This is a genomic window from Rania fehmarnensis, from assembly GCF_056494185.1.
Genome location: NZ_CM151398.1, coordinates 9,302,796 through 9,321,114, shown reverse-complemented (window position 1 = coordinate 9,321,114; position 18,319 = coordinate 9,302,796). Strand labels below are relative to the sequence as shown.

Annotated in this window: 14 protein-coding genes; 11 read left to right on the top strand and 3 right to left on the bottom strand. The window is 55.5% G+C overall.

Annotation, left to right across the window (positions count from 1 at the left end):
* The first annotated feature begins 406 nt into the window (after positions 1–406).
* The 3 genes from SH573x_RS31500 (at position 407) to SH573x_RS31490 (ending at position 4,852) form a co-directional block, all read left to right on the top strand.
* Positions 407–1,897, top strand: coding sequence for a hypothetical protein (locus SH573x_RS31500; protein ID WP_479352206.1), 1,491 nt, complete (start codon positions 407–409; stop codon positions 1,895–1,897).
* A gap of 256 nt (positions 1,898–2,153) precedes the next feature.
* The gene (recQ, locus tag SH573x_RS31495) at positions 2,154–4,388 is read left to right on the top strand and encodes a DNA helicase RecQ (protein ID WP_479352205.1); all 2,235 of its coding nucleotides are present in this window, start codon (positions 2,154–2,156) and stop codon (positions 4,386–4,388) included.
* A gap of 62 nt (positions 4,389–4,450) precedes the next feature.
* Positions 4,451–4,852 (top strand): hypothetical protein, encoded by a 402-nt coding sequence (locus SH573x_RS31490; protein ID WP_479352204.1) that lies wholly within the window; start codon positions 4,451–4,453, stop codon positions 4,850–4,852.
* Positions 4,853–4,971: 119 nt separating this feature from the next.
* On the opposite strand, the gene SH573x_RS31485 is transcribed toward SH573x_RS31490, so the two are convergent.
* Positions 4,972–5,739: a DUF1444 domain-containing protein gene (locus SH573x_RS31485; RefSeq protein WP_479352203.1), complete on the bottom strand. Its 768-nt coding sequence runs from the start codon at positions 5,737–5,739 to the stop codon at positions 4,972–4,974.
* 387 nt (positions 5,740–6,126) lie between these two features.
* Here SH573x_RS31485 and SH573x_RS31480 point away from each other — a divergent pair, with 387 nt between their 5' ends.
* The 6 genes from SH573x_RS31480 to SH573x_RS31455 all read left to right on the top strand — a co-directional run bounded on the left by SH573x_RS31480 (position 6,127) and on the right by SH573x_RS31455 (position 13,442).
* The gene (locus SH573x_RS31480; RefSeq protein WP_479352202.1) at positions 6,127–8,259 is read left to right on the top strand and encodes an SHD1 domain-containing protein; all 2,133 of its coding nucleotides are present in this window, start codon (positions 6,127–6,129) and stop codon (positions 8,257–8,259) included.
* A gap of 224 nt (positions 8,260–8,483) precedes the next feature.
* Positions 8,484–9,308, top strand: coding sequence for an amidohydrolase family protein (locus SH573x_RS31475; RefSeq protein ID WP_479352201.1), 825 nt, complete (start codon positions 8,484–8,486; stop codon positions 9,306–9,308).
* A gap of 147 nt (positions 9,309–9,455) precedes the next feature.
* A complete protein-coding gene (locus tag SH573x_RS31470) occupies positions 9,456–10,388 on the top strand; it encodes an aldo/keto reductase (protein ID WP_479352200.1) in 933 nt (310 codons plus the stop codon).
* A gap of 9 nt (positions 10,389–10,397) precedes the next feature.
* Positions 10,398–11,429 (top strand): zinc-binding alcohol dehydrogenase family protein, encoded by a 1,032-nt coding sequence (locus SH573x_RS31465; RefSeq protein WP_479352199.1) that lies wholly within the window; start codon positions 10,398–10,400, stop codon positions 11,427–11,429.
* A 66-nt stretch (positions 11,430–11,495) separates the two neighbouring features.
* Positions 11,496–12,728: a cation:dicarboxylate symporter family transporter gene (locus SH573x_RS31460; protein WP_479352198.1), complete on the top strand. Its 1,233-nt coding sequence runs from the start codon at positions 11,496–11,498 to the stop codon at positions 12,726–12,728.
* A 75-nt stretch (positions 12,729–12,803) separates the two neighbouring features.
* On the top strand, positions 12,804–13,442 hold the full coding sequence (locus SH573x_RS31455) for a DedA family protein (RefSeq protein ID WP_479352197.1): 639 nt from the start codon (positions 12,804–12,806) through the stop codon (positions 13,440–13,442).
* A gap of 122 nt (positions 13,443–13,564) precedes the next feature.
* Here the strand turns inward: SH573x_RS31455 and SH573x_RS31450 are convergent, their stop codons facing one another.
* Together SH573x_RS31450 and SH573x_RS31445 are read right to left on the bottom strand one after the other, a co-directional pair.
* The gene (locus tag SH573x_RS31450) at positions 13,565–15,331 is read right to left on the bottom strand and encodes an FG-GAP repeat domain-containing protein (protein ID WP_479352196.1); all 1,767 of its coding nucleotides are present in this window, start codon (positions 15,329–15,331) and stop codon (positions 13,565–13,567) included.
* 75 nt (positions 15,332–15,406) lie between these two features.
* A complete protein-coding gene (locus SH573x_RS31445) occupies positions 15,407–16,324 on the bottom strand; it encodes a sugar phosphate isomerase/epimerase family protein (RefSeq protein ID WP_479352195.1) in 918 nt (305 codons plus the stop codon).
* 235 nt (positions 16,325–16,559) lie between these two features.
* Between SH573x_RS31445 and SH573x_RS31440 the strand changes: the two genes are divergently transcribed.
* Positions 16,560–16,916: a hypothetical protein gene (locus tag SH573x_RS31440; protein ID WP_479352194.1), complete on the top strand. Its 357-nt coding sequence runs from the start codon at positions 16,560–16,562 to the stop codon at positions 16,914–16,916.
* Between the two features lie 114 nt (positions 16,917–17,030).
* Positions 17,031–18,308 (top strand): ATP-binding protein, encoded by a 1,278-nt coding sequence (locus SH573x_RS31435; RefSeq protein WP_479352193.1) that lies wholly within the window; start codon positions 17,031–17,033, stop codon positions 18,306–18,308.
* Positions 18,309–18,319: the final 11 nt, after the last annotated feature.

Below are 18,319 nucleotides of genomic sequence, written 5' to 3'. Positions count from 1 at the left end.
TTTCAAGTCCCTCTTGGGCGCGCCGACCAGCAATTCAGAAGGCACCTTCCATAATTGGCAGTCCAACCAGGACGCGAATCACCCATAGATGCAAACTGGAGGCCGAAAGTTCGCGCAACGGGGTTGACAAACAAAAACAGTGTCATAGCACAAGAAAAACGCCACAAAATATTTTTGCCCCGGCTTTCGTAGGGGCATTTTGCACCAGCCTCGCAGGGAAAAAAGTTCTCGACTGTGTCACTTTTGCTCGCTGTCTATCTCATTTTGGGATGGCTGGGAATTTTTTTTATTTTTTACTAAGCCGAGGGCGTTAGCCCACAGGCTAAGTTGCAGAATGTGGCAAGCTTTGCCGATAAGCAAAGATGTTCTGCTTCGTCTCCGCTCAATCGGCAGGGAGTGCCAGCCCATGTTCCATATCCATGCAACCACAATCCAAACTTTGGACACGCTTGCTAGCAAAAGGTCGCGCCGCCATTTCTTGGCTTTGCTAGCAGCAGGTGTGGTCAGCCTGCCTCATATAAGTTCCGCTCAAGAGCCCAAAGCGATTCGCAAACCGTCCGCCTTGCAAGCTCCCCAAGGCATTGACCAACTGTCCACGCGCACGCGGGTAGTTTTGCAGCTGAGCGGGACGCTGCAAGTGGCGGATCCAGATCCGACCAGCAAGAAGGCTCCGCGGACCGCCGAGGTTAAAGCTGAGTCGACCGTCGACTTCGATGAACGAACGCTGATGGACCAGCAGAATCAAATGACCGCGGCCGCCCGACACTATCACGAAGCCAATGTCAAGACTTGGGTAGCCGGTAACGCGATTAGCCATCAACTGCGAACCCAGTGCGCCGATGCGCGTATGGTCCGCGCCGATGGCGTCTGGCAGCAATACTCGATCAACCGTCCGATGACACCGCGCGAGATCGACCTGGTTCGCTTACCGATCAATAGCGTCGTCGTCGATCAACTCTTGCCAGCTTCGCCGGTGAAAGCCGACGAAAGCTGGACGCCTTCGGAAAAGACCGTCGGCGAAGTCTTTCAACTCGACGCCGTGCACTCGAGCACCGTAACATGCCGCGTTGTCAAAGCTGAGAGTGGTGTAGCGACGATCGAGTGCCTGGGCGACATACAAGGCACCGTCAACAGTGTGCCCACCAAGATCAACGTCAATGGAAATCTACATGCTGAACTGGCTACCAAGTGCGCTATGGTGACTTGGGTTGGTATGTCTTTAACTGAAACTCGCGACATCAGCCAGGCAGAGCCCGGGTTCACTTTGACTGCCCGCGTGAAATTGATTCGCAAGGAAGAAGCCGACGCCTGCAGCGATGTTACGGTCAAAGAGTTAGCCGCCATCGCCAGCAGCAATGATGATTCGCGCTGGCTGATGCAGATCGCTTCGGTTCCTGGCCGTTATCAAATGTTGGCCGATCGCCGTTGGAAGACGATTGTCGATACGGGCGAAGAGGCTATCTTGCGCATGGTCGAACAGAATCAGATCGTGGCTCAGTGCAATATTACCCGCCTGCCAAAACTCTCGGCCGGGCAACAACTCTCGCTGGCCGGTTTTCAAGACGACATCAAACGTGGCTTGGACAAGAATCTCGATTCGCTGCTCGACGCCAGCGAAAAGAAGAATGGCAGCTTGCGCGTGTTACGCGTGACGGCAGTCGGCAAGACGCAAGACGTACCGGTGCGCTGGGTCTATGCTCATATCTCTGATGACACCGGTCGGCGCGTCTCAATGGTCTACACGATGAGCGGTGAAGCCGCCGAGAAATTCGGTATGGCGGATGAGCAAATGATCAGCAGCTTTGAACTGTTGCCCGAAACCAGTTCGCAGTCTCCCACCCCAGCTGAACCGACGGCAGAGTCTGCATCCAAACCCGACGCAACCCGTAGGCGTTAACCACGGCCTGGTTACCAGGCTCTGCCTGGTAACCCACTGCCTTGCAGGCTCCGCCTGCGCCCGCCCAAATGCGGCCGACGCTTAGCCGAGAATCGGCGTCAACTATGTTGAACGTTCGATAACCGGGGCTAATGCCCTCGGTTTAGTGGGAACCGGACCGCACTACTCTTGGCGCGCGTGATTGCTACACTTAGACGACGTCGATGTTGGTCGATGTCGACTTTTGTGATAGCAGCGTTACGGACGGGGCCGAATTGTGAGCGTGGTGGCCGAGGAATTCCTGAATCGAGCTCAGCAGACGCTGCAGAGCGTGTGGGGTTACGAAGCGTTTCGCCCACTGCAACAAGAGGCTGTCAATGCGGCTCTGTCTGGTCGCGATAGTGTGGTGGTTCTGCCCACCGGTGGCGGCAAATCTCTATGCTTCCAAGTGCCCGCCTTGTGTCTGGATGGCGTGGGAATCGTCGTATCGCCACTCATTTCGCTGATGAAAGATCAAGTGGATGCCTTGCACGCCAATGGTGTGGCCGCGGCGTTCATCAACTCGTCGCAATCGATGGACGAGCAACGACGAATCGCGCTGCAAATTCGTCAAGGCGAACTGAAACTGCTCTACGTTGCCCCTGAGCGTTTGTTGACCGACAAGATGCTTAGCTTTTTGCAAACGATCGATGTGTCGATGTTTGCGATCGACGAAGCCCACTGTATTAGCGATTGGGGGCATGACTTCCGCCCAGAATATCGCGGGCTGAAGGTGCTCAAGCAGCGTTTCCCGTCGGTTCCCGTGCATGCCTACACAGCTACTGCGCCGGAACATGTCCGCCAGGACATCGCGCGTCAGTTGGGTTTGGCCGATGCCTTGATGCTGATCGGTTCTTTCGATCGGCCAAACCTGGTCTATCGCATGTTGCCCATCGATGGCCGCTTGGGTCAAGTCATGCAGGTCATCAATCGGCATCGTCATGATAGTGGTGGTCACGAATCGGGCATCGTCTATTGCGTCAGTCGCAAAGAAGTCGAGACCATGGCCGGTTCACTGCGGGAAGTTGGCATCAAGGCCCTGCCCTATCATGCAGGCCTGGACGATGCCACCCGCAAACGCAACCAAGAGGCGTTCATTCGCGATGAGGTCGATGTGATCGTGGCCACGGTGGCTTTCGGCATGGGCATCGATAAACCCGACGTGCGCTACGTCGTGCATGCAGGTATGCCCAAATCGATCGAGAACTATCAGCAGGAAAGTGGTCGGGCAGGCCGCGATGGCTTGGAGTCCGAATGTGTGCTGCTGCACAGCGCCAGCGAAGTGATCACCTGGTTAAAGATGTTCGGCTCGCTCGAAGGCAATGCGCGACAATCGGCTGAGCGGGCACTGCGGGCCATGCAGAAACTGTGCACGGGAGTGGAGTGTCGACATCGATCTCTGTCGGCTTACTTTGGTCAAGACTTACCGAGCGATAACTGCGGGGCTTGCGATGTTTGTTTGAATGAAATTGCCCAAGTCGAAGATCCGACCACGCTCGGGCAGAAGATCCTGTCGTGTGTGCTCAGGCTAGATCAACGCTTTGGCGCCGACCACACCGCGAAAGTGCTCAAGGGCTCGTCCGATCAACGCGTTACGCAGTTGGGTCACGAGCGACTGAGCACGTATGGGCTATTGAAAGATGAATCGCTCAACACAATTCGTGGCTGGATTGATCAATTGGTAGGTCAGCAGTTTTTGGAGCGTGAGGGAGAGTTTCAGTTGTTGCGCGTAACGACAACTGGTCGCCAGTTGCTCAAACGCGAAGCGACTCCGATCTTGACATTGCCACCGCAGCGCAAGGCGGCCACTAAAGCCACCGCCGCCCAGAATCTTTCTTGGGAAGGCGTCGACCGCGGCCTGTTCGAACATTTGCGACAAACACGGGGCGTTGAGGCTCGCAAACGCAACGTGCCAGCGTACGTGGTCTTCGGCGATGCTACATTGCGCGAGTTGGCTCGCAGTCGTCCGAACACCCTGGCCATGTTGCAGCGCGTGCGTGGTATGGGTCATCAGAAGCTGCTCGACTACGGCGAAATTTTTCTCAGCGCTCTCGATCAGTATTGCACTGCGCATAAGCTGGATCGCAACGTCGAGGTGAACTTGGCCGCCTTGGCGCCCGACGCGTTGCCGTTCTCGCCGTCGATTGGGGCGTCCGCGATTTCTGCGTTTGCGTATTGGCGTGAAGGACTTTCCGTTGAAGAGGTCGCAGCCAAGCTCGATCGCGCACGCTCGACGGTGTTTGGATACCTGTGCGAATACCTGCAAGCCGAACGCGTCACGGATTCCAGTCCCTGGGTCAGTCCGGAAGCGGCAGCAGAGATCGTGGCTGCTTTCGCAGCCGCCGAAGATGGTCGGCTCAAACCGGTCTTTGAGTCACTGGGCGGCAAGTACAGCTACGACGAAATTCGGATCGTAAAAATTTGTCAGGCCAACGCAACCACAGCTGGGTTGCCCGCGATAACCAAGAATTGAATGGCACGTTTCGTGCATCGCTCTTGATCCCGTCAGCCCGAATCGAACTGGAGATTTTGAAAATGAATTGGCGAACTGCAATCTGTGGTCTGGGTTTGTTGTGTGGCGCGAGCCTGTTTGCTTCCTCGGCCAGCGCTCAAGTGGTGGTCTTGGGTGGCGGTGTGCCCGTTTACGGTGGCCCCGTCGTGGTGGCTCGACCAGTCGTGCCAGCGGTCTCGGTGCTGCCCGCGGCCGTCCTGCCTTCACCTTACGCGGCTGGCTATGGATCCTATGGTTCGTATGGAGTGTATTCGACTTACCGACCCGTAGTACCGACCGCGTACGTGGCTCCGGCACCCGTCGTGCGTTATTCACCCGTCGTGCCCGCCTACGTGCCGACCTACGTACGCCCCGGGGTGGTCTCGTCGCGCGTGTATTATCCGGGGCAACCAGTGCGTAACGCATTGCGAGTATTAGCGCCGTAAAGCCCACCTCCAACGTAGCGGAAGCCGTCAAGGCTTTCGGCCAACCTGTAGCGGAAGCCGTCAAGGCTTTCGGGACGTGGAATTTGTAGTAACAAGTTCGAAATGCTTAACGCATTCCGCTACAGGATGGCTTCGGTGGTCACATTCAAAATGCGACTGCTGAGAGGATGGGAGCGACTCTGAGTGTCTTCGATCAATTGGGCTGCCATGCGAGCTTGAAAGTCTGGATCGTCGCTGGCGGACCACATGATCAAGAAGTCGCGGTTGGGAATACCTGCACAGAACGGGCTGCCGAGTTTATCGCTCACATAGGCCCGCAGACTGGGCAGTAGGAGTCGAGCGGCGGCGTAACCGTCCGAGGTGTCGATGGCCACGATGGCAGGTGGTCCTGGATAATACGATACCGCCAGGTTCTGAGACGCGGCGGCCAGGTTCTCGCAGGCCGCTTCGTACAGATCGACCAGGCCGACCTCCCAACGCTGAACATCTTCGGTGCGTACGTACGCGTAACCATGTTCCGCATCGACGACAACACTAATCAGCACATCATCGAGAAATGGATAGGTGACGCTGACGCCTGAACGGGCGAAGGCTGATGGCATCAATTGCAAGCGGACCCGAGTTCGGGCTTCGTCCCACGTACTTGGCAGCAGTGCCAGCTCGATATCGGTCAGTTGCACGATGCGTGAGAAATGATCGATGATCGCCTGGCGAACCAGGTCTGGCTGGGTGCGCAGCAGCGAGGCGTCAGCGTGTAGATTGTGCAAACCGATTTCGGTGCTCTTCCACCGAATTGCATCCGCCCGCTCTCCAGCCTCGAAAGGTTCAGTGGGGAAGGCCTGGCTGAGCACCGTCAGCACAAAATCTCGAAAACTTTCCGCATCCATAGTTACGATCTCTGCATCGGGGTAGCTATCCTGGTTTATGGTACCACACCCCGATCACGTAGCAGCGTCTCTCCGAGACGCTGATGGATTTCTGGTTGACATTTCGATCGTAGTAATCCGAGTCTCGGAGAGACTCGCCCACGTAGCCGAGTCTCTCCGAGACTCGGTTTCTGGGCCCTATAGATTGTCCGCCGCGATTAGTTAATCCAGCGGCAATAAAGTATCGTTCACAGATATAGAATGAAGATTGCGAGTCTCGCAGAGACTCGGCTACGTGGAACCGGGGCTAACGCCCTCGGTTTAGTGGCGAAACAATGTTTTTCTCGCTACAATTGTAGAGAAATGATTGTTGGTGCGGGAACGTGAGTTGATCTTCGAGTTGAACTTATGCACTTAACCTCTTTGCGACGGCTGTATCCGATATTTGTACTGGTCTTGTGTGGACTGGTCACAACCGCAGGCTATGGGGCGGAACGATATACCGCTGGTGAAGATGTCGAGATCTACTTTCTGAACGAATGGCGACCAGCGGTAGTGCAAGACAGCAACAAGAAAGGTGTGCTGTGTGCGTACCAGTTCGCTGGCGGTACGCAGGAGAAGATTTTTAGCTACGACGAAGTTCGCCATCTATTCGAAAGTGGCGCGATTGCTCGCGCGCGTACCTGGAGCGATGCTACGGGCAAATACACGGTGCGGGGTGCGCTGCTGAAGATCAGCGGCGGCAAAGTCGAGCTGCGCACCAGCGATATGAAAGAGGTCAAAATTGCCATCGAGAAACTGAGTACGAAAGATCAAGCTTTCGTCAAGCAGTTTCAATCGAAAGCGGGACTGGCGGCTGTGCCGGTGCCCGACCTGCCCCAGGTAGAGGAGTTCTCTGTGGCGACTGCAATCTTGACCAGTGGTATGGGACGTCGCTGGCATGCCAAAGAAGCTGCCACTACCGACACAGCGCAGTTGAATCTGCCTGCGGATCCTATTCGCAAAGGTCTGTTACTGAAACAAGCCGGTGTGGGTTTTCCAGCTAGCAGCGTTCATGAACGACTCAGTTCGCTCATCGCGCTAGGTGGCAATGATAATTGGGTATTAGCGTCGATCGGGGAAGACGACAAGCAGCCGACGCGTCTGATGTGGGTGGCGTTGAACAAGAACGCAGTTAAGCGCATTCAGATGTTACCGATCGGCGAGATGTTGGTTGACTATCATGCCGCTTCGAAGCAACTGCTTACGTTCAGCAAACGCAGCTCAGGTTCGTTTGGTTCCGACGAAAATCCCACGCTGACTGTGTGGCAGGCTGATCCGGCGCTAGAAGAACCCAAGGCCGTCGTATCGTGGAATGCACGCCATGCCAATGACAAGTCATGGCGACATTCGGTTCCCTGGTCGCGCTTTGCTACCGGAGATATGGTGGTACAGCGTACGGACAACCATCGCGTCATGGGGTGGGATATCAAGAACCGCGCTCTGGCGTGGGAGACTGCGCAAGAATCTTTTTTCGCTCCGGAACCGAGGCTATCGTCAGGTGGAAAATACGTGCTCATTCCCGAAGATGGTGGGCTGAGGATCGTGGACGCGCTCAGTGGTAACAATGCGGGACAAGTGCCGATGGATGGTTGTTCGGGCGTGGCGGCTCATCCCGATGGCAAGCGCGTGGCGGTTCTCAATAGCTACAAGCTCTTCGTCGTAGACATAACTGGCCAAGAGGCGACGCGTGAGCTAGCGGCCAACTCGGTCGGCACGCCCTTCAGTGCCAACTTTGATTGGGTCGGTGACGAACTGCTATCGTTCGATGGTCAGGGTGGCGGTTCGATCGTGCTGTTTAGTCTCAAGCTGGAGTTGCCGATCTGGACCTATACCTTTGATTCGAATGCGTATTGGGGCACAGGCCTGTGGGCAGCTCGCAAGCGAGCCATTGTCAATGATCACCTGGTCTATGCAGCGACCTTTGATGTCAAAGGCAAACATGGTCTGGCAGTGGGCGCTGTGGCTTTGCCCGGTAAAAAAGCGGCCGAAGTGATCAGCTCTGCCCAACGCGACGATTTCATGGTGATCAAACCAGGCGCCAAGTGCCGCGTCGAGGTGAATGCGCTGGATCACTCCAGCGAAATACGCCAGGCTCTGATTCAAGAGATCGCCGCTAACGGCTGGGTATACGACGATAATGCCAACAATGTTCTCAAAGCCACGTACAAGCGCGGTGAGACGCGCCAAGTGCAATACGAAATGCATGGCTTTAGCAGAGGCGGTTCGCAAAACCAGACCGCGACGATCACGCCTTATATCGCCGAGCTAAAAATCTTTGTCGGTGCCGATGAAGCCTGGTCATCGATGTCCAGTTCCGGTCCGCCTCCCGTCGTCAGCATGCGCGAAGGCGATTCACTGCAGGCCGAAGTCGACCGCAGCAATGGTCCGACCTGGCAATTCTATTTTACGCTCGACATCCCGTCCGAGATCGTCGATCCCAAAAAACGCGGCGGCGTCGGCCATAGCGCCATCACCAATCGCGGGCTCATCGAGAACTAACGCCGCTCCGTAGCGGAAGCCGTCAAGGCTTTCGGCCCATCTGTAGCGGAAGCCGTCAAGGCTTTCGGCTCGTGGAGATTGAAGTCGCTGGTTCGAAATGCTTGACGCATTCCGCTACGGGCACGAATTCGAAATGCTCGACGCATTCCGCTACGGCGTGAAGCGGTAGAATACAGGGAGTGACTACCGCCCCCAATCGCACTAAGACTTTGCAGATACCAACCATGAGAATCGACGCACATCAGCATTTTTGGCACTATAGCGCCGCAGAATATCCATGGATACCAGCCGATTCGACGCTTCAGCGAGATTTCTTGCCCATGGATTTGCAGCTGGAGTTGGAGAAGTGTGACATGGACGGCTGCATTGCTGTGCAAGCTCGACAATCGCTGGAAGAAACACGTTGGCTCTTGGAATTAGCTGGTTCAACTTCGCTGATTCACGGCGTGGTCGGTTGGGTCGACTTGCGTAGTCCACAGGTGGAGCGACAGTTGGAAGAGTTCAGCCAACATGAGAAGCTGGTGGGAGTTCGGCACGTGGTACAAGACGAGCTGGATGACAATTTTATGTTGGGGCATCAATTCCAAGATGGCATTCGGGCCTTGGCCAAGTTTGATTTGACCTACGATATCTTGATCTATCCCAAACAATTGCCGGCGGCCATTCGCCTGGCGGAAAATTTTCCTGATCAGCCCTTTGTGTTGGACCATATTGCCAAGCCGCTAATCAAAGATGCGGTTCTGGAACCTTGGGCATCGGAGATCCGCGACTTGGCTGCTCATCCGCATGTGATGTGCAAGCTCTCGGGGATGATCACTGAAGCCAAGTTGAACCATTGGAGCCCCGCTGACTTCGTGCCGTATCTCGATGTGATCCTGCATGCCTTTGCGCCGGAGCGGCTGATGTTTGGATCGGACTGGCCGGTGGCCATGCTCTCGGGCAGCTACGAAGATGCATATCGCTTGGTGGCTGATTACATACGCCCCTTGGGCGACGATGTCGAACGCAAAATCTTCGGCGACAATGCTTGCCAGTTTTACGGCATCTAATTTCAGTAGCCACCGTCGCCAGACGGTGGACGCGGTCAGCCAGTGCCAGCCCAGCGGCATTCTCGCTAAACTAGTGCGTCTCGGTGGCTGGCTGAAGCGACCAAGGGGATCAACGAACGACACTATTGGATCAAAGGGATTTTTTAGATGCAGCGTCGACAATTGGGTCGTACGGAATTGGATCTGCCGATTCTCAGCTTTGGAGCTTCATCGCTGGGAGCCGAGTTTCGTAACGTGACGTTAGATGAAGTCTTTTCATCGGTGCGTGTGGCCCTGGAATTGGGCATGAACTTCATCGACACATCGCCCTTCTATGGTCGAGGCATGAGTGAAGTGCTGCTGGGAGTCGCGCTCCGCGATGTGCCGCGCGATAGTTATTCGATCTGTACCAAGCTGGGCCGCTACGATGTCAATCACTTTGACTTTTCTGCTCGGCGGGTAGCGGAGAGCATCGATGTCTCGCTACATCGTTTGGGCTGTGGGCATTTGGACATCGTGTTGTGTCATGACATCGAATTTGTTCCGCTGCAGCAGATCATCGACGAGACCTTGCCAGCGGTCCGCCAAGCGCAGGCAGCCGGTAAGGTGCGCTATGTGGGTATCAGTGGTTATCCGCAAAAAATCTTTCACACGATCCTGGAGCAAACCGATTTGGATTGTGTGCTCAGTTACAACCAATACACGCTGCAGAACACGCGGTTTGCCGACGAGACCATACCGCTGCTGCAAAAACGCGGCGTGGGCATTATGAATGCCGGACCTTTCAGCGCTCGACTGCTGACCAATTCGCAGTTGCCGGTCTGGTTCCGCGATCCACCCGAAGTGCAAGCGGCTGCTCGCGCCGCTGCCGAGCACTGTCAACAGCGTGGCATCGATATCGCCCAATTGGCCTTGCAATTCAGTTTGCTGAACGAAGATATCTCAACTACCGTAGCAGGCAGCGCCAATCCTCAAAACATTCGCAAGTGGGCGACTTGGGCTGCTTTGCCTATCGATCGCACGCTGCTGAAAGAAGTTCAGCAGATCCTCGCGCCGGTGCATAATGTCGGACACCAAGAGGGCTTGCCCGAGAACAACTAGGGCACAACTATGAAAGCGATCTCACTGGACGCACCTGAAAAGTTTCGTCATTGCCAAATCGATGAACCGGCCGCGCCCGGTCCCGATCAAGCGCTAGTGCGCATTCATCGCATTGGCATCTGCGGCACCGATTATGGTGGATACCTGGGCAAAATGCCCTTCTTTTCTTATCCACGCATACCGGGACATGAGTTAGGTGTCGAAGTTTTAGCTGTCGGCTCGGCTGTTACCAACGTAGCTCCGGGTGATACTTGCGCAGTCGAACCGTATATCAACTGTCAACACTGTTATGCTTGTCGACGTGGTCATACCAACTGCTGCGAGAGTCATAAGACGCTGGGTGTGATGTGCGATGGTGGCATGACCGAACGCATGCTCTTGCCGGCTCGCAAACTGCACGTCTCGCGTGAGCTCAGTTACGAGCAATTGGCGTTGGTCGAAACGCTGGCCATCGGTTGTCATGCGATCGATCGCGGCCAGCCCACGGCGCAAGAACATGTGCTGGTGATCGGGGCCGGACCGATTGGTTTATCGGTGATCGAGTTTGCGCGCATTAGCGGCGCGCGGACCATCGTCATGGATACCAATGCAGCTCGACTGGAGTTCGTCCGCGAGCAGATGAAAGTTCCCGACACGATTCTATTGGATACCAACGATCGAGCCGGATCGATCAAACACCTGGCGGAACTGACCGGCGATCAATTGGCCGATGTAGTCATCGATGCCACTGGCAGTCATCACAGCATGGGAGACTGCCTGGCTTACGCGGCTATCCGCGGACGCGTGGTCTACGTGGGGATCTCGCAGCAGAACATCTCCTTTCCGCACGCGCCGATCATGCATCGTCGCGAATTGACGCTCTTGGCCAGTCGCAATGCCTTGGCCCGCGACTTCACGCGTATCATCAGCTTGATCGAAGCTGGCCAGATCGATACGGTGCCTTGGATTACGCATCATGCCGACTTCGCAGAGATGATTGAAAAGTTTCCCAGCTGGCTCGACCCGGCCAGCCGCGTGATCAAGGCCATTGTGACGGTGTAGGATTGTCTCCTTTCGCTCCGCGAAAGGAAATGAATCTATGCCTTTCGCGGAGCGAAAGGAGACACTATGAAACATCTCACTGTGTGGGTATTGCTGGCCGTGGTGGCCGGTGTGTTGATTGGCTGGCTAGCGCCAGAGACCGGCAAGCGACTGGAGCCGTTGGCCTTAGGTTTCGTTGAAGTGCTGAAAGTCTTTGTGTTGCCGCTGATCTTCTTGACGGTCACGCTGGGCATTGCTTCGATGGGTGATCTGAAACGCGTCGGGCAAATCGGTGGCAAGGCGCTGATCTATTTCGAAGTTGTGACCACGTTGGCTTTGCTGATCGGTATCGCCGTGGCCTATATCATTCGGGCTGGCGATGGCGTCTTGCCGCCCAGTGCAGAAGTCGTCGCCAAGCTGGAAGGCAAGATCGCTGAGTATCGTACGCGCGCGGAAGATTTCTCTTGGCTGCATTTCTTGAAAGGCAATCTACCGCTACAGATCTTGCTGGTCTCGATCGTAACCGGGGTCGTTATCACGCTGATGCCTCAGCGCAGAAAAGACCGCGTGCTCGGTTGGCTCAGCCGAATTTCACCTGTCATGTTTTGGTTGTTGCACAAGCTCATGTGGCTCGCACCGCTGGCGGCGTTGGGTGGTATGGCCACGACGGTTGGCAAGTTTGGCCTGGCAGCCCTCATTCCGCTGGCCAAGCTGATGTTGACGGTGTACACGACCATGGCGGTGTTTGTATTTGTGGTGTTGTGGGCATTGATGCGTTACTATCGCGTTAGCCTCTGGCGGTTTCTGGTTTACATCCGGACCGAACTGCTAATCGTGCTGGGCGCATCCTCCAGCGAAGCAGCGTTACCGGCGCTGATGGAAAAGCTGGAGGGAATGGGTTGTGCTAAACCGATCGTCGGCCTGGTTGTGCCTGCGGGTTATTCGTTCAACTTGGATGGCACGACCATTTATCTGTCGATGGCCACGATCTTCTTGGCTCAGGTCTACCATGTCGATTTGAGTTGGTGGCAACTGCTGACGATCATTGGCGTGTTGATGTTAACCAGCAAAGGAGCCGCGGGCGTAGCCGGGATGGGCTTTGTAGTGCTGATCTCGACACTCCAGGCTGTGAAAGTGATTCCCGCCGAGGGAGTGGTTTTACTGTTCGGAGTCGATCGGTTTATGTCGGAAGCGCGGGCTATAACGAACTTTATTGGCAATGGAGTAGCAACTGTGTTCCTCTCCAATCACGAAGGTGCGTTCGACCGGACTATGATGGAGCAGGCCTTCAGCGGCCAATCGCAGGATACTGAAACGTAATTTTGCCGAGTGGGCACGCCCCCGGGCACGCCGCGTTGCGACCATTACCAATCGATCGCAGACAGAAAGACAAGCATGGAAATACTGGACTGGATCATCCACATGGACCAACATCTGGGAGAACTGATCTCGCAGATGGGTGGTTGGTTTTATGGTTTGGTAATAGCAATCATCTTTAGTGAAACCGGCTTGGTGATCGCACCGTTCTTGCCCGGTGATTCGCTGTTGTTTGCTGTGGGCGCGTTTGCAGCCAAGCCCGAATACAACTTGAACATCTACTACCTGGTGCCGCTGCTAATCGTCGCGGCGATCGCGGGTGATGCTGTGAACTACGCGATCGGCAAGTGGGTTGGCCCGCAGATTTTCCGTCGCGACACCGGCTGGCTATTGAACAAGCAACACTTGTTGCGAGCTCAAGCGTTCTACGAAAAGTATGGTGGCAAAGCGATTGTACTGGCGCGTTTTCTGCCGATCTTGCGCACCTTTGCTCCGTTTGTGGCTGGCATTGGCGGCATGGAGTATCGACGCTTTTGGTTCTATAACGTCATCGGCGGCGTCGCTTGGGTCAGCATGTTCCTGTTGGGTGGCTATGCCTTCGGCAACTTAGAAATTGTGAAGACCTATTTTCATTTGGTGATCATCGCCATCATCTTTATCTCCGTCCTGCCGATAGCTTGGGAATGGTGGAACGCCACCCGCAAGGGATCAGAGTAGCCGAAGTCGCCAGACTTTGGACGCGTCACTAATCCTTTTCCAATCTCTGGCGAGATCGGCTACAGGACGCGTCACTAATCCTCTTCCAATCTCTGGCGAGATCGGCCACATGCCAAGCCGCTCTACTTTTTGTTGGCGTGCAGGCGGATGTCGTCGAGACTGGCATAGCCGCCGTCGGGCATGTGATCGACCAGGCGGATGCGGACGGGCATGCCGACGTGGTCCTTTAGTTCCAGCCATTGCCGCTCGAGCGTTTGACTATTGGTGCCGGCAAAGCGACCGAGGACGCGGCCGGAAGTTTCGCTGACTACTTCCACGCATGCCTTTGGATCTTGCCCACCAGCAACCAGCGCGCTCAGGTAAGGCTGCGACAGAATAAACGGCCGACTGATCAGTTCGCCCACCAGTTTGCCAGGTTCTTTCTCCTGCGATGAAGTGCCTGCAAATTGACCTTGAGCACCGGATTGATTCTTGGCGAGCACACCGGCGCTCATCGAACCACGCACTTCCCAATCGCCAGTCTGGCCAGATTCAAAATCGAAGTTCAGTGGATGCTTGGAGTTGATGGCTGGTCGATAGCCGCCGAGATCATCGTTGATCGCTACGCTCTCACTAGCCAGGCGTTGATCAAAAGCATCGGTCTTGACGAACAGTTCTCCAGCGGGACGATTCCCTGGTATTTGCAAGAAGACATAGGCTCCGCGTTTGTTGCCGGATACGATGTCGAGCAGTTTGTCATTGTTGACATCGGTCAGCATGACTTGCGTGCCCACGCCGGCCGAGATGTCGACCACATGCGGCTCGAAGCGCACGCGGCCGGCTGAGCGTTGCGTTTCAAACCAGATCAGCGTAGCAGGTTCTTGCGAACCATCATCGCCTGTACCGTGAGCCCACCAGCGTTTGCCAGTGACGATGTCAGGAATACCATCGCGATTTATATCCGCGATATCGACCGCATGCAGTTGGCCCACTGCAATCCCCACTGGGCTCGTTTTTTCATCAGCGGTCATGATGTCGACTCGTTCCAGTTTGTCATGGGCTGCGTCGAGCACTTTGTAATAGGACAAGCCGTAACCGTGAGCCGATTGACCGGTGACGATTTCATTCTTGCCATCGCCGTCCAGATCGACCGCGAACATTTGCGAGCCGCCGGGTGCCGCCAAGGTTACTTGATGAAACTTCCAGGGTTCGTTCGCGGCCTCGCCCGTGCGTGGTCCCGGGTTTTCCCACCAACCATTGGCTTCTAATAGATCCATGCGGCCGTCGTTATTGACGTCGCCCACGCCGATACCGTGCGTAAAGCGCTGATAGTTATTGTTGGGCGAGATCGCCGTAAACTTCCAAGGTTGCGTGGGGTCCTGGCCAGCCCGCGAAGCGTAGCCGTAACATCCTCGGCTGGAGCACACGAGGTCTTTGATCTTGTCGCCATCCAAATCAACGATCATTGGCGATTCATTATCGGTCACATCCAGGATGACATGTTGTTTCCAAAGTTCGGTGCGAGCTTTGTCTTTGCCTGGGTTGCGATACCACCAGCTCTCCGCCCCAGGGAAACCCAACACGATCGTATCGACCAGGCCATCACCATCAACGTCGTCGCTATACATCAAGAAGTTCTTGGAGTAACCGGCCGGATCGATCGGTTCACCTTCGTAGTATTTTGACTTCTGCTGAAAGTCTGGTCCCCAGTAGATCCAAGGGCCCACGATCACTTCGCCGTGCCCATCGTTATCCAAGTCGGCAGCCGTGCCGCCCTCGGCGTGAAATTCGCGGGTTAATTGAACGCGCTCAAATTTAGGTTCGGCGGCTGAGGCCATGGTCGGCAGTGCAGCAGCAGTCAGGCTGAGCGACAGCAAGCGGGCCAACCAACGGCGGGATACGGTATGCATGGCGGGAAGACTCCAGAGAAGGGTCGAGGGCGGGAGACTCTATTGTAACTCGGTTAAGTTGAACACGGGCCCCGATCACGGATAGTACTTGGCAACCATTTCGCGCAAGAAGGCCAGGCTGGCGGCCATTTCTTCCATGCCGTTCATGCCGTCTTCGATACTGATCCAGCCGCGGTAGTTGTTTTTCACTAGCAGATCGAAAATCGCGGGGTAGTCGTTGGATCCTCGTCCGGTAACGCCGTGTTTGAGCAAGTTGGTGTAGCCAGCGGTGCCTTCGGCGGATTTCAGTTGCTCTTGGGTCGTGCCGGGCACCAGGTAGCGATCGCTGGCATGCATACTAACCACGCGCGGAGCGACGCGCCGCAGCAGTTCGATCGGGTCATCGCCGGCGACCACGGCGTTGCTGGGATCGTACTGCACCCCGAAGTGGGGCGACGGTGGGATCAGATCCAGCAAGTCCAGGAACACATCCATCTTCTGGGCAAACTCAGGGTACAACCAGAAGCCGTCTTTGTAATGGTTCTCCAAACCCAGCACGATGTCCAGCGACCGGGCAACATCGATGCACTCGATGATCGCCGCGCTGCACCACTGCAAGCCAACATCGCGCGGGACTTCGGGCCAACGTTGACCGCTGAGCACGCGGCAAACTGTCCCAGGACCACCCAAGCGATGGGCGACGTGAATCATCTTTTTCTGATAGTCGATGGCGGCGCGGCGCTTGTCGGCATCTGGATGAGTGAAGTCGGGTGAGCAACACAGCATGGGCATGGCAAAGCCGGCATGGCGAATTGCATGGGCGACGCTGTCGATGTATTCATCGTCCAAGCTGGTGAAGAAGCCTTCATACATTTCCAGACCATCGGCATCGAGTTGTTTAGCTTGTTCGATCCAGTCGAACACGGTCATCGTGCGAGCTTGGGAGATGGTGTCCAAGTAACACTTGGGAAAGGCACTGATGAGCGGACGGGTGGCTTTGGCGGTCGTAGACAATTTCTTATGCGGCTCGACGAAAAAAGGAACAAACGGCGAAGGTGCTGAATCCAGCCAGTGATTAACAGATACTAGTCTTTCGTCCGCCTGTGAACAACTCTACACTACAAGTGCAGTTCAAGGTCGAGACCTCGGATGGTCGAAACGTTGATTACTGGGCAGGTGTTCTATGCACAACCAATTGGGTTGCTGCGTATCAGGTTACTGCCAGTCGGCTAACAGGAAAGGCGCTATCATGCGAATTGGATTGACGTTTGACCAAGATTCCCAATCCTCCAGTTCAAGGACAGAACAACTTCTGCAGGAACAGGCTTGCAATGTTGTTAGTATCGGCTGCGCGAAGTGCCTGGTCGACAAGCTGGCTGCGGGTGATCGCTTTGACTTGATCGTGGATGGCTGCAGCTGCGATTCACCAGACTCGCAGACAGTCCAGGCGTTGGCGGCGCTCTACGAGATGCCCGCTGCCAAAGGTTCGCAACTGGTATCAGCGATGGAAGCAGGCAAACGCATCGATGACGTGTTGCGAAGTGATGCTAAGGAGGCTCGCCGACCCCATATGCTCGAAATGGCCGGCGCTAAATCACACGCCTAAAACGTCTAACTTGAGAAATCTGGAGACGTTTAATTTGAAATAAGTCGGCAGAGCTTCTAAATTTAGGAGATTACGTTCGAACAAAGATCGCGCAATTAGGGCCCAATTGCGAACATGAGCTCTGTTGACACTCCTGAAAGCTGCTCGCCTGCTCCACTGCGGGCGACTGAAAGCGTGCGTTTAGAGCTAACTAAACTGACCATTGAGTCCGGCGCATCCTGGAATCAAATCATTCGTCAGACTTGCGAGTCGACCGCCAATGTGCTGGGAATCTCGCGCGTCGGAGTTTGGGTCTTGGTCAATGACCGCCAGACTCTCCAATGTTTGCGTCTGTACGAAGGCGAGACCAAGTCTTGGTCCGAAGGGGCTCTGTTACAGGTGGCAGACTTCCCCGAGTATTTTAATCAGCTCAGCAATCGCAAGATCGTGCCAGCCGAAGCCGCCCTGACCGACCCCAAGACTTCCGAGTTGGTCGAGTCTTACTTGCGACCGCTGGGAATCACCTCGATGCTCGACGCGCCTGTCTTTATCGGAGGCGAAGTCGTGGGGGTGCTGTGCTGCGAACATACCGGTCCGGCGCGAGAGTGGACGACCGAAGAGAGAGACTTTGTCGCCTCGGTGGCCGACTTGATAGCGATCAAGTATAGGGCCACGCAGATTAAGAAGTTGAAGAAGTCGATCGAAACACGCGACAATCGCCTGGTGGCATTGGAGAAATCCGACGCGCTGGCCAAGATGGCTTTGGGTGTGGCGCATGACTTTCGCAATATTCTAGTCAGCATTACCAACAGCTTGTACGTGATTCGTTCGACGGCGACCGACGAGATGCAGTCCGCCATCTCGGTGATCGACCATGCCTGTGAATCCGGCACCAAGTTGATCGCGGAACTGATCGACTACGGTCGCAGCACCAAAGCCAGTCCCGAAGCCCTCAGTCCGGCGGTGGCGGTCGATCAATTTTTACCTGTACTTCAGACGGCGGTCGGCAGTAACTACCTCCTGCAAATCGAACATGCTGACGAGACCGGCAAGGTCCTGATCGATCGCAATCACTTCAATCGAGTTCTATTGAACCTGGTGGTCAACGCTCGCGACGCCTCGCCGCCTGGCAGCAGTATTCAGATTCGAACACATCTAAACGAGCAAGACGAAGAGTCGCCAGGCAACTTCATTACCGTGGAGGTCTGCGATCACGGATCGGGCATGGACGAGCCGACGCAGCAGCGACTGTTCGAGCCCTTTTACTCTACGAAAGATGATGGAACCGGGCTGGGAATGGCGATTGTCCAGCGAATCATCGATCGAGCGGGGGGATTTATTCGCATCGACAGCCAACCGGGCAACGGTACGAAGATCTGCATCCATCTCCCACGCGTATCTGTCAGCGATTAGCATATGGTATG

Excerpts from the sequence above, each read along its gene's own strand:
- SH573x_RS31435 (WP_479352193.1), top strand. The coding sequence starts at position 17,031 with ATGAGCTCTGTTGACACTCCTGAAAGCTGCTCGCCTGCTCCACTGCGG.
- SH573x_RS31480 (WP_479352202.1), top strand. The coding sequence starts at position 6,127 with ATGCACTTAACCTCTTTGCGACGGCTGTATCCGATATTTGTACTGGTC.
- SH573x_RS31450 (WP_479352196.1), bottom strand. The coding sequence starts at position 15,331 with ATGCATACCGTATCCCGCCGTTGGTTGGCCCGCTTGCTGTCGCTCAGC.
- SH573x_RS31460 (WP_479352198.1), top strand. The coding sequence starts at position 11,496 with ATGAAACATCTCACTGTGTGGGTATTGCTGGCCGTGGTGGCCGGTGTG.
- SH573x_RS31440 (WP_479352194.1), top strand. The coding sequence starts at position 16,560 with ATGCGAATTGGATTGACGTTTGACCAAGATTCCCAATCCTCCAGTTCA.
- SH573x_RS31475 (WP_479352201.1), top strand. The coding sequence starts at position 8,484 with ATGAGAATCGACGCACATCAGCATTTTTGGCACTATAGCGCCGCAGAA.
- SH573x_RS31470 (WP_479352200.1), top strand. The coding sequence starts at position 9,456 with ATGCAGCGTCGACAATTGGGTCGTACGGAATTGGATCTGCCGATTCTC.
- SH573x_RS31490 (WP_479352204.1), top strand. The coding sequence starts at position 4,451 with ATGAATTGGCGAACTGCAATCTGTGGTCTGGGTTTGTTGTGTGGCGCG.
- SH573x_RS31465 (WP_479352199.1), top strand. The coding sequence starts at position 10,398 with ATGAAAGCGATCTCACTGGACGCACCTGAAAAGTTTCGTCATTGCCAA.
- SH573x_RS31455 (WP_479352197.1), top strand. The coding sequence starts at position 12,804 with ATGGAAATACTGGACTGGATCATCCACATGGACCAACATCTGGGAGAA.
- SH573x_RS31485 (WP_479352203.1), bottom strand. The coding sequence starts at position 5,739 with ATGGATGCGGAAAGTTTTCGAGATTTTGTGCTGACGGTGCTCAGCCAG.
- SH573x_RS31500 (WP_479352206.1), top strand. The coding sequence starts at position 407 with ATGTTCCATATCCATGCAACCACAATCCAAACTTTGGACACGCTTGCT.